The organism is Trinickia sp., assembly GCF_057351765.1.
In genome coordinates this window covers 1-12,040 of record NZ_JBMRBK010000039.1, presented here as the reverse complement: position 1 = coordinate 12,040, position 12,040 = coordinate 1, and the positions used below count along the sequence as shown (strand labels likewise).

At 62.2% G+C, this 12,040-nt stretch carries 9 protein-coding genes; 3 read left to right on the top strand and 6 right to left on the bottom strand.

All coding sequences use genetic code 11. From position 1 onward, the window contains the following. The 5 genes from tuf to recQ form a co-directional block, all read right to left on the bottom strand. Nucleotides 1-908 (bottom strand): elongation factor Tu (gene tuf, locus ACO1XS_RS10380; RefSeq protein WP_486390618.1); only part of this gene is annotated, 908 nt, incomplete at its 3' end. A gap of 51 nt (nt 909-959) precedes the next feature. After that, nucleotides 960-3,062 carry an elongation factor G gene (fusA, locus tag ACO1XS_RS10375; RefSeq protein ID WP_331566659.1) on the bottom strand — a complete coding sequence of 701 codons (2,103 nt, stop codon included), beginning with the start codon at nt 3,060-3,062 and terminating at the stop codon, nt 960-962. A 124-nt stretch (nt 3,063-3,186) separates the two neighbouring features. Continuing rightward, on the bottom strand, nt 3,187-3,657 hold the full coding sequence (rpsG, locus tag ACO1XS_RS10370; protein ID WP_006053291.1) for a 30S ribosomal protein S7: 471 nt from the start codon (nt 3,655-3,657) through the stop codon (nt 3,187-3,189). 163 nt (nt 3,658-3,820) lie between these two features. Continuing rightward, complete coding sequence (gene rpsL / locus ACO1XS_RS10365; protein ID WP_006053290.1) at nt 3,821-4,201, bottom strand: 30S ribosomal protein S12; 381 nt, start codon at nt 4,199-4,201, stop codon at nt 3,821-3,823. A 253-nt stretch (nt 4,202-4,454) separates the two neighbouring features. Beyond that, the gene (recQ, locus tag ACO1XS_RS10360; RefSeq protein WP_486390617.1) at nt 4,455-6,302 is read right to left on the bottom strand and encodes a DNA helicase RecQ; all 1,848 of its coding nucleotides are present in this window, start codon (nt 6,300-6,302) and stop codon (nt 4,455-4,457) included. Nucleotides 6,303-6,651: 349 nt separating this feature from the next. Between recQ and ACO1XS_RS10355 the strand changes: the two genes are divergently transcribed. The 3 genes from ACO1XS_RS10355 (at nt 6,652) to ACO1XS_RS10345 (ending at nt 9,083) form a co-directional block, all read left to right on the top strand. Continuing rightward, a complete protein-coding gene (locus tag ACO1XS_RS10355; protein ID WP_486390616.1) occupies nt 6,652-7,452 on the top strand; it encodes a sugar transferase in 801 nt (266 codons plus the stop codon). Between the two features lie 88 nt (nt 7,453-7,540). After that, nucleotides 7,541-8,179 carry a LysE family translocator gene (locus tag ACO1XS_RS10350; protein ID WP_486390615.1) on the top strand — a complete coding sequence of 213 codons (639 nt, stop codon included), beginning with the start codon at nt 7,541-7,543 and terminating at the stop codon, nt 8,177-8,179. Nucleotides 8,180-8,186: 7 nt separating this feature from the next. Then, nucleotides 8,187-9,083 carry a helix-turn-helix transcriptional regulator gene (locus tag ACO1XS_RS10345; RefSeq protein WP_486390614.1) on the top strand — a complete coding sequence of 299 codons (897 nt, stop codon included), beginning with the start codon at nt 8,187-8,189 and terminating at the stop codon, nt 9,081-9,083. Nucleotides 9,084-9,271: 188 nt separating this feature from the next. Here the strand turns inward: ACO1XS_RS10345 and ACO1XS_RS10340 are convergent. Next, on the bottom strand, nt 9,272-12,040 hold a 2,769-nt coding region (locus tag ACO1XS_RS10340; RefSeq protein WP_486390613.1), incomplete at its 5' end, for a DNA-directed RNA polymerase subunit beta'.

Below are 12,040 nucleotides of genomic sequence, written 5' to 3'. Positions count from 1 at the left end.
GGCGTGATCGAGCCGGGCTTGCCCAACACTTGGCCACGCTCCACGTCTTCGCGCTTCGTGCCGCGCAGCAAGATCCCGACGTTGTCGCCCGCCTGACCTTGGTCCAGCAGCTTGCGGAACATCTCCACGCCCGTGCACGTCGTCTTCACCGTCGGCTTGATACCGACGATTTCGATTTCCTCGCCAACCTTGATCACGCCCCGCTCGACGCGGCCCGTCACCACCGTGCCGCGACCCGAGATCGAGAACACGTCTTCCACCGGCATCAGGAACGCACCGTCCACCGCACGCTCCGGCGTCGGAATGTACGTGTCCAGCGCATCGGCCAGGTTCATGATCGCCACTTCACCGAGCTCGCCCTTGTCGCCTTCCAGCGCCAGCTTGGCCGAACCCTTGATGATCGGCGTGTCGTCGCCCGGGAAGTCGTACTTCGACAGCAGCTCGCGCACTTCCATTTCCACCAGCTCGAGCAGCTCAGCGTCGTCCACCATGTCGCACTTGTTCAGGAACACGATGATGTACGGCACACCGACCTGACGCGCCAGCAGAATGTGCTCACGCGTTTGCGGCATCGGGCCGTCAGCGGCCGAGCACACCAGGATCGCGCCGTCCATCTGCGCGGCGCCCGTGATCATGTTCTTCACGTAGTCCGCGTGGCCCGGGCAATCGACGTGCGCATAGTGACGGTTCGCCGTCTCGTACTCCACGTGCGCCGTGTTGATCGTGATGCCGCGCGCCTTTTCTTCCGGCGCCGCGTCGATCTGGTCGTACGCCTTTGCCTCGCCGCCGAACTTCGCCGTCAGCACCGTCGTGATTGCCGCCGTTAGCGTGGTCTTGCCGTGATCCACGTGACCGATCGTGCCGACGTTCACGTGCGGCTTGGTCCGTTCAAATTTACCTTTAGCCATGATTCTCTTCTTTCAAAAAGTGGTCGATGAGAAGGATTCGCCGTACGCGGCTTACTTCGACTTTGCGCTGATGATGGCGTCCGCCACGTTACGCGGCGCCTCAGCGTAATGCTTGAACTCCATCGTGTACGTTGCGCGGCCTTGCGTCAGCGAGCGCAGCGACGTCGAGTAGCCGAACATTTCCGACAACGGCACTTCGGCGCGAACGATCTTGCCGCCGCCGACCATGTCTTCCATGCCCTGCACGATGCCGCGACGGCCCGACAGGTCGCCCATCACGTTACCCATGTAGTCTTCCGGCGTTTCGACTTCCACGGCCATCATCGGTTCGAGGATGACCGGGCTTGCCTTGCGCATCGCTTCCTTGAAGGCCATCGAGCCGGCCATACGGAACGCGTTTTCGTTCGAGTCCACATCGTGGTACGAACCGAACGTCAGATGCACCTTGACGTCGACGACCGGGAAGCCCGCGAGCACACCGCTCTTGAGCGTTTCCTGAATACCCTTGTCGACCGCGGGAATGTATTCGCGAGGAATGACACCGCCCTTGATCTCGTCGAGGAATTCATAGCCCTTGCCCTGCTCGTTCGGCTCGAGCGTGATGACCGCGTGACCGTACTGGCCGCGACCGCCCGACTGCTTGACGAACTTGCCTTCGACATCGGCCGCCGTCGCGCGGATCGTTTCGCGATACGCCACTTGCGGCTTGCCGACGGTCGCTTCCACGTTGAATTCGCGCTTCATCCGGTCGACGAGAATTTCGAGGTGCAGCTCGCCCATGCCCGAAATAATCGTCTGGCCCGACTCTTCGTCCGTTTGCACGCGGAACGACGGATCTTCTTGCGCCAGACGGTTCAGCGCCAGGCCCATCTTTTCCTGGTCGGCCTTCGTCTTCGGCTCGACGGCCTGCGAGATCACCGGCTCCGGGAAGATCATGCGTTCGAGCACGATCGGGTGCTGCGGATCGCACAGCGTGTCGCCCGTCGTCGCTTCCCTCAAGCCGACGGCCGCGGCGATGTCGCCCGCGCGCACTTCCTTGATTTCTTCGCGCTGATTCGCGTGCATCTGCAGAATCCGGCCCAGACGCTCCTTCTTGTCCTTCGTCGAATTCAGCACCGTATCGCCCGAGTTCACGACACCCGAGTAGACGCGGAAGAAGATCAACTGGCCGACGAACGGGTCGGTCATGATCTTGAATGCGAGCGCCGAGAACTTCTCGTCGTCCGCGGCCCTGCGCTCGGCCGATTCGCCGCTTTCGAGTTCGCCCTTGACCGGCGGAATATCGACCGGCGACGGCAGAAAATCGATCACGGCGTCGAGCATGCGCTGCACGCCCTTGTTCTTGAACGCGGTGCCGCAGAGCATCGGCTGGATTTCGCAGGCGATCGTGCGGTCGCGCAGCGCCTTGACGATTTCCGCTTCCGTCAGCTCTTCGCCGCCGAGATACTTCTCCATCAGCTCTTCGTTGGCTTCGGCAGCCGACTCGATCATCTTCTCGCGCCACTCGTTGCAGGTGTCGACGAGTTCAGCGGGAACGTCCACGTAGTCGAACTTCGTACCTTGCGACGCTTCGTCCCAAATGATGGCCTTCATCTTCAGGAGGTCGACGACACCCTTGAAGTTCTCTTCCGAGCCGATCGGCACGACGACGGGCACCGGATTCGCCTTCAGGCGCGTCTTCAACTGGTCGTAGACCTTGAAGAAGTTCGCGCCGGTGCGGTCCATCTTGTTCACGAACGCGAGGCGCGGCACCTTGTACTTGTTCGCCTGACGCCACACCGTTTCCGATTGCGGCTGCACGCCACCCACGGCGCAATACACCATGCAGGCGCCATCGAGCACGCGCATCGAACGCTCCACTTCAATCGTGAAGTCGACGTGACCCGGGGTGTCGATGATGTTGATGCGGTGTTCCGGATAGTTGCCGCCCATGCCCTTCCAGAAGGCAGTCGTCGCGGCCGACGTAATAGTGATGCCGCGCTCTTGCTCCTGCTCCATCCAGTCCATGGTTGCAGCGCCGTCGTGAACCTCGCCGATCTTGTGGTTCACGCCGGTGTAAAACAGAATGCGCTCGGTCGTCGTCGTTTTGCCGGCGTCGATGTGAGCGCTAATACCGATGTTGCGGTAGCGCTCGATAGGAGTCTTGCGAGCCACTTTTATCCTCTATTGGATCGCACAACGCATCTGATGAAAGGCGTTGCGCCCTAACACAAACGGGCGAGGCGCTAAAAAGCGCACCCGCCCGGAATTTTTTCCGATTGAGCCAGCGATGAGCGGCTTAGAAACGGAAATGCGAGAACGCCTTGTTGGCCTCGGCCATCCGGTGCACTTCGTCGCGCTTCTTCATTGCGCCGCCACGGCCTTCCGCAGCTTCACTCAGTTCACCGGCGAGGCGCAATGCCATCGACTTCTCGCTGCGCTTTTTCGCGGCCTCACGCAACCAACGCATCGCCAATGCCATACGACGCGACGGACGCACTTCGACCGGAACCTGATAGTTGGCCCCACCAACGCGGCGGCTCTTCACTTCGACCACCGGCTTCACGTTGTTGAGCGCAACCGTGAACACTTCCAGCGGGTCCTTGCCACCCTTGGTCTGGATTTGTTCGAAAGCGCCATAAACGATGCGCTCGGCAACCGACTTCTTGCCCGAGAGCATCAGGACGTTCATGAACTTTGCAACATCAACGTTACCGAACTTCGGATCCGGCAACACTTCCCGCTTGGGGACTTCGCGACGACGCGGCATGTTTCTTTCCTTTACTTTTCAGTTGGAGCGCTGCTTTTACTGACGCTCCGCGGTCACCAACAAACCCGATCCATCCTTCGACTAACCAGCTTGGCCGGGTGACCACTTACTCGACAGCACCGACAGTTTCGGCACCACCGCCCTTGTTGAATCCGAAAACCGGTTACTTGCCGGCCTTCGCGCGCTTCGCACCGTACTTCGAGCGAGCCTGCTTACGGTCCTTGACGCCTTGCGTATCGAGCGAGCCGCGAACCATGTGATAGCGCACACCCGGCAAGTCCTTCACGCGACCGCCGCGGATCAGCACAACCGAGTGTTCCTGCAGGTTGTGGCCTTCACCGCCGATATACGAAATGACTTCGAAGCCGTTCGTCAGACGAACCTTGGCGACCTTACGGAGCGCCGAGTTAGGCTTTTTAGGCGTCGTGGTGTACACGCGTGTGCACACACCGCGACGCTGGGGGCAGTCCTGCAAGGCCGGGCTCTTGCTCTTCGTCGTTTCCGACGTGCGGCCTTTGCGAACCAGTTGATTGATGGTTGGCATTGTGTATTCCCGAAATTGAAAAAAGCGACGCACCGCCGGCCGGGCAAAGCGGACAGCGATACGCCTGATACATCCCGCCTGAGAACCGACGACCGATAGCGGCCGCGCATTCCACGGACAGGAACCCGGCATGATATTGCGAAAAGGTCAAGTGAGTCAATAGTTTGCGGAGATTGGCGCGAACGAGGCTGGGGAATCGCCTAGGTGCCATCACCGCTGACGAATCGTCCGGCGAGCGGTGACAGCTCCAAGTTCAATCCGCCCCCGCAACCTCGAGCAATTCATCGCCAAACCGCTCCAGCTTCCGCGCCCCGATCCCCGGAATATGCCGCAGGTCGTCGATCGAATCGGGCGCCGCTCGCGCGATCTCGGCCAGCGTGGCATCGTGAAAAATGACGTAAGCCGGCACCCCATCGCGCTTGGCCGTATCGGTACGCCAGGCACGCAACCTGTCCCAGCGCGCGCGCTCGCGCGGCCCCAGACCGGCGGCCGGATCAACCCGCTGTGCCGAGCGTCCCGCCGTCTGACGCGTGCGAACCGGCTTGACGTAGCGCCGCAGCGTCACCGTCGTCTCCCCCTTGAGCACCGGCTTGCTCGCATCCGTCAAAACCAGGGCCCCAAAGCCGTCGTGATCGACCGCGAGGTAGCCGAACGCCACCAACTGACGAAACACCGCTCGCCATTCGGCCTCGGAAAGTGCCGCGCCAATGCCGAAAGTACTGAGCCCCTCGTGCCCGCGCTGCAATATCTTTTCAGTGCGATTGCCACGCAAGATATCGATCAGATGACCCGCGCCAAAGTTGAATCCGCTCGCGCGCCGGGCCCGGAATACACAGGAGAGCGCCATTTGCGCCTCACGCGTCGCGTCCCACGACGCAGGTGGCTCCAGGCACGTATCGCAATTGCCGCACGGCTCGCTCGCCTCGCCGAAATAAGCTAGCAAGCGCACACGCCGGCAAGTCGCCGCTTCGCATAAACCGAGTAGCGCGTCGAGCTTGCCGGTCTGTACGCGCTTGTGCGCATCGTCCGCATCGGACTCGTCGATCATTTTGCGCTGCTGCACCACATCGCCCAGCCCGTACGCCATCCACGCATTCGCAGGCAGACCGTCGCGCCCGGCCCGCCCCGTCTCCTGATAGTAGCCTTCGACGCTTTTCGGCAAATCCAGATGCGCGACGAAGCGTACATCCGGTTTGTCGATACCCATGCCGAAAGCGATCGTTGCGCACATGACGATGCCCTCTTCGCGCTGGAACATCTCCTGATGGCGCTGACGCATTTCGAATTCCATGCCGGCGTGATACGGCAGAGCCCGCACGCCTTGCGCCTTGAGCCACTCGGCCGTCTCCTCGACCTTCCGGCGCGAAAGGCAATAGATGACGCCCGCATCGCTCGTGCCGTCGGCATTCATATGCTCGGCGCGAATGAAATCGATGAGCTGCGCCCGCGCATTGTCCTTTTCGACGATCCGGTAGCGGATGTTCGGCCGATCGAAGCTCGACACGAAAATCCGTGCCTCATCGAGCGCGAGCCGTTGAACGATCTCGTCGCGCGTGATCGCATCGGCCGTCGCCGTCAGCGCGATTCGCGGCACGCGCGGAAACCGCTCGTGGAGGACCGACAGCTGGATGTACTCCGGCCGGAAATCGTGCCCCCATTGCGACACGCAGTGCGCTTCGTCGATCGCGAAAAGGCCGATGCGAGCGCGCTCGAGCAGATCGAGAAACCGGGGCGTCATCAACCGCTCCGGGGCGACATAAAGGAGATCGATGTCGCCTTCGCGCAGTGCGCGTTCGGTCGCCGCAGCCTCGGCACCCGAAAGCGTGGAATTCAGAAATGCGGCACGCACACCGACTTCCCTCAGCGCTGCGACCTGATCCTGCATCAACGCGATCAACGGCGATACGACGATGCCGGCGCCGAGCCCAGCCTCCGAGCGCACGAGCGCGGGGATCTGGTAGCAAAGCGACTTGCCGCCACCCGTCGGCATCAGAACGAGGCAGTCGCCGGCTGCCGCGACATGCTCGACGATATCGTGCTGTTGTCCTCGAAAGGCGGGGTAACCGAATACTTCATTGAGGATTTCTAGCGCACGGGACATGAACGAAGGGAGCAAACAAGGAGGGGCTGAGGTCCCCGAATTCTACCAATGAGGAACCGCTCGGCACTCGGGGGATTGCAGTGTTGGCCGATCGGATAGGCAAGTTCGCCTCGCATGCCGCGGCGTCGGCAGCGATGCGACCAGCGCGCGAAAGCTCACCTAAGCTCGAACATCGTCTAATCACTGATGACGCGCTCATCATTCGACGATGCCCGTTTCGCCCCCGAGCCGCCGCGGATCCGCAGACGAACCTGAGCCTAACGACGATCGTTCCTATCCGAACGAGGGCGCAAGCGATATCGAGCCGAAGCTCCCGTCCACGAATGGGCCGCTTGATGAGCTTGCAAACGTGGAGCGCGCGCGAGCGTCCAACCGTGCCACGTTTCGCACGGGCCGCGATCTTGCAATTGACCCGATTTTCGTCGCGCGCGGCCCGAACCCGCTCGCCTCCCTCGATGCCGCCGAGCTTGTCTCGCAATGGGCGACCACCAGCCGGGTACGGCGCGCAACCGATCTCGCGCTCGACGCGCTGTTCGCTCCCGTTACGCTTCCGGCACTCGCCGGTGCGAGCATTGCGCTGGCCCTCGAGGGCAAGGTGGGAAATATCCGCTTCAACTCGGCGCGCATAGGCAAAGATCACGAAATATTTTTGATGCACAAACTGCGCACGCTGTTGGGCGGCGATCAGTCGGACAGCAGCGAAGGGGCCGAAGACCCGCGGGCCACGCGGGTCGGTCGTCTCGTGCGCAAATACATCGTCGACGAAATGCTCGTGCTGCCGACCAACGTCGTAAAAGGCCAGATGCAGTTGGTTGCACACCGGCCGCTCGTCGACGCAGATATGCAGCTGATGGCCGAAAACCTGCGTCCGGAGGACAACCGCATTTGGCGGGCCGTCTATGGTGCCGAGCCTCCAGGGTTCCTCAGCGCGTTCGGCAATCTAAGCCCGTTCCTCGATGCCAACTCCGATGAGTATTTTCGCGCTCGCGCCGTGCTCGACGTCTGGCAGGCCATGAATGCCGGACCCCGTCTTTCGAAGCGAATCATCGAAGACACCATTCGGATCGGCCTCGGGAAAATAGACGACCCGTCTCAACTCGTGGGCTACAAGCAGACGCATGGCGCGCGCAGCTTGGTACTGGCGGCCTGACGGAGCGTGGGCGAATCCCGCCGCTCGTGCACGCGCATATACAATGATCTCGCTTTGCCTGCTGCATTCCTTTTTGAAGGAGGTCCCGATGACCGCATCAACCGCCGTTCTTGCAATCCTCGTCGCGCTGTTCCTTGGCGCAATGATCCCGGGGCCGAGCTTCGTCATCGTCGCCCGCAATGCAATCGGTCTGTCGCGCGGCGATGGACTCGCCACGGCATTTGGCATGGGCGTCGGCGGCATCTTTTTTGGCAGCATTGCGCTGGCCGGCCTCTACACGCTGCTGCAGGCCGTTGAATGGCTATACATCGGACTCAAGGTCGCAGGCGGCGCGTATTTGATTTTCGTCGCCTCGAAAATCTGGCGTGGCGCGAAGCAGCCGTTCGCAATGGACAATACGCTCGGAGCGAAATCGGGCAACCCGCGCCGTTCTTTCTGGATGGGTCTCACCACGCAATTGAGCAATCCGAAAACGGCGATCTGGTATGGCAGTATTTTTGCCGCGCTGCTGCCGCAACATCCGCCGGTGTGGTGCTACTTCGTGCTGCCGCCGCTCGTGTTTGCTGTCGAATGCGGCTGGTATACAGTCGTTGCGCTCGGCTTTTCGAGCCGCGGCCCGCGCGAAATGTACCTGCGCGCCAAGAAGTGGATCGATCGGATCGCGGCCGGCGCAATCGCTGCACTGGGCCTGCGCCTGATCCTCACGGCGCCGAAAGCCGGCATTTGACGGGCCTATGAACAACAGCAGCAATCCGATCCCCGCGGCCGTCACGGGGGAGCCCAAAACCGGCTCGCGATGGGGGCAGGACAGAAGACTCGAGTTCATCGACTTTCGACTGCAGTGGGACGGCAGGCTCAACCGTAGCGATCTGACGGACTTCTTCGGTATCTCGGTGCCGCAGGCATCGCTCGATATCGCTCGGTATCAGGATGCGCGTCCGGGGAACATGGAGTACGACCGCAGCTTGCGGGTCTATGTCGCCACGTCCGCCTTCTCTCCCGTCTTTCCGGTCAGCCACCCATCCCGCTATCTCAATGAACTTCTGGCGGCCGCGACGGGTGTGCTGCCCCGAGACGCCACGTTCGTGGGCTGGTGGCCGCCGGTCGGAATCGCGCCGATGCCTGCTCAAACGCTCGACGTCGAGGTGCTGACTGCGTTGCTGCGCGCCATGCGGAACCGAACGGGCTTGCGCCTGCGCTACCAGTCGACGGCCTTTTCCGATCCGCAGAGCCGGGCGATGACGCCGCATGCACTGACGTTCGACGGCCTGCGGTGGCATGTGCGCGCGTTCTGCCATCTCGAGCGCCGCTTTCGCGATTTCGCGATCACCCGCATGTTGAAGGTGGAAGGCGAAGAGCCGGCAGGTTTGGGCGGGGCGGACGACGCCGAGTGGCAGACCGTCGTGACACTCGTGCTGGCACCCAACCCCGAACTTGAACAGTACCGCGCTCGCGTCGTCGAACTCGATTACGGCATGGTCGACGGCGAGCTCCATCTGTCGTGCAGGCAGGCATTGCTTTTCCATACCCTCAGGCAGCTGGGTCTGCGCAATGGCTCGGCTGCCAAACCCGGGGACGTACCGCTCGTTCTCGTCAATCGCGACGAGGTCGAATCGCTGCTGCCGGCATAGCGCCGGGCGCAACGCTTAGCGGGCACTTGACAGTTAAGAGAGCCGCACCAAGAGCACCGCAACCGTCGCGTCAAAAAAAAACCACAGCACGTGGTGCCGTGGGTTTCGATCCAGCAGCGTCGCGCACCGGCCCCGAAAGGCACCTGCGCAACGCTACGGAAGAGGCGGCGCATCGCGCCGCCCATGCATCACTCCGCCGGATGCTGTTGCTGCTGCTCGTCCGCGGGCGTCTCGGGCGGACCGAAGTCGAACGCTTCTTCCGCGGCGATCTGATCGAAACGCTCGCGGTCCGAAGCCTCCTTGTTCTTGCGCGCCTTGTGGAACGCAAGACCGGTACCGGCCGGAATCAAGCGGCCGACGATCACGTTTTCCTTCAGCCCGCGCAGATCGTCGCGCTTGCCCATGATCGCCGCTTCGGTCAGCACGCGCGTCGTTTCCTGGAACGATGCGGCCGAGATGAACGAATCGGTCGACAGCGATGCCTTCGTGATACCGAGCAGCACGTTCTCGTACGTCGCCGGGCGCTTGTCTTCCGCCGTCATCCGGTCGTTCTCGTCGAGCATGTCCGACCGCTCGACTTGTTCGCCCGGAATGAAGCGCGTATCGCCGTTATCGACGATCTGCACACGGCGCAGCATCTGACGCACGATCACTTCGATGTGCTTGTCGTTGATCTTCACGCCCTGCAAACGGTACACGTCCTGCACTTCATCGACGATGTAGCGCGACAGCGCCTCGACACCCTGCAAACGCAAGATGTCGTGCGGATCGGCCGGACCGTCCACGATCATTTCGCCCTTGTTGACGACCTGACCATCATGGACGAGCACCTGCTTTTCCTTCGCGATCAGGAACTCGTGCTGCTCGCCTTCGAGGTCCGTGATGACGAGACGCTGCTTGCCCTTCGTATCCTTACCGAACGAGACCGTACCGGTGACTTCCGCGAGAATGCCGGCGTCCTTCGGCGAACGCGCTTCGAAAAGCTCGGCCACACGCGGCAGACCACCGGTAATGTCACGCGTCTTCTGCGATTCGGTCGGAATACGCGCAAGCACTTCACCGACCTGCACTTGCTGTCCGTCCTTCACCGTGATCAGCGCGCCGACCTGGAAGCCGATCTGCACCGCATGCTCCGTGCCGGGGATCTTCACTTCGTCGCCGCTCGCATCGAGCAGCTTCACCTGCGGACGGACCGTCTTCGAGGCTTGCGAGCCGCGGCGCTTCACGTCGATCACGACGAGCGTCGACAGGCCCGTCACATCGTCGATCTGCTTCGCGACCGTCACGCCTTCCTCGACGTTCTCGAACTTCACCGTACCACCGTACTCGGTGATGATCGGACGCGTGAGCGGATCCCACGTTGCGAGCTGCGTACCCGCCTTGATCTGCGCGCCGTCGAGCTGCAACAGCGTCGCGCCGTACGGCACCTTGTGACGCTCGCGCTCGCGGCCATGATCGTCCGTGATCATCGCCTCGCCCGAACGCGAAATGACGATCTGCTCGCCCTTCGCGTTGGTCACGTAGCGCATCGTCGACGTGAAGCGCACCGTACCGTTGCTCTTCGCTTCGACCGACGAAGCCACCGCCGCACGCGATGCCGCACCGCCGATGTGGAACGTCCGCATCGTCAGCTGCGTACCCGGCTCGCCGATCGACTGCGCCGCGATCACGCCGACCGCTTCGCCGACGTTCACGAGCGAGCCACGGCCCAAATCGCGGCCATAGCATGCTGCGCACAGACCATAGCGCGTCTCGCAGGTGAGCGGCGTGCGCACCCGCACTTCGTCGATGCCGAGACGCTCGATTTCCTCGACCGCCACTTCATCGAGCAGCGTGCCGGTCTCGTACAGCGTTTCCTGCGTCTCGGGGTTGACGACGTCGGCGGTCGCGACGCGGCCGAGAATCCGGTCGCGCAGCGCTTCGACGACTTCACCGCCTTCCACGAGCGCCTTCATCGCCACGCCGTTGCTCGTGCCGCAATCTTCTTCCGTCACGACCAGATCTTGCGTCACGTCGACGAGACGGCGCGTCAGGTAGCCCGAGTTCGCCGTCTTCAGTGCCGTATCGGCCAGACCTTTACGTGCGCCGTGCGTCGAGATGAAGTACTGCAGCACGTTCAGGCCTTCACGGAAGTTCGCCGTAATCGGCGTCTCGATGATCGAGCCGTCCGGCTTCGCCATCAGGCCGCGCATCCCGGCGAGCTGACGGATCTGCACCGCGGAGCCGCGCGCACCCGAGTCGGCCATCATGTAGATCGAGTTGAACGACTCCTGGCGGACTTCATTGCCGTCGCGATCGGTGACCGGCTCCGTCGAGAGCTGTTCCATCATCGCCTTGCCGACCGCTTCCGACGTTGCCGACCAGATGTCGACCACGTTGTTGTAGCGCTCTTGCGCGGTGACGAGACCCGACATGTACTGGCGGTCGTACTCCTTCACCTTCTTCGCGGCGTCGCCGACGATCACTTCCTTTTGCGGCGGCACGAGCATGTCGTCGACGCAGATCGAAATGCCCGCGCGCGTAGCCAGACGGAAGCCCGACTGCATCAGCTGGTCCGCGAAAACCACCGTCGCGCGCAGACCGCACTTGCGGAACGCAGTGTTGATCAGGCGCGAGATTTCCTTCTTCTTGAGCGGCTTGTTCAGCACCGAGAACGGCAGCCCCGGCGGCAGAATTTCCGACAGGATCGAGCGGCCGACCGTCGTCGCATAAAGCGAGATCTTCGGCACGAACTGCGGCGCACCTTCCGACGTGTCTTCGTTCACCACCATTTCGGTGATCCGCACGTTCACGCGCGAAGCCAGCTCGACTTCCTTGTTTTCATAGGCGCGCAGCACTTCGGACACGCCCGTGAACGACATGCCTTCGCCCTTGCCGTTGACCGCTTCGCGCGTCGCGTAGTAAAGGCCGAGCACGATATCCTGCGACGGCACGATCGACGGATCGCCGTTGGCCGG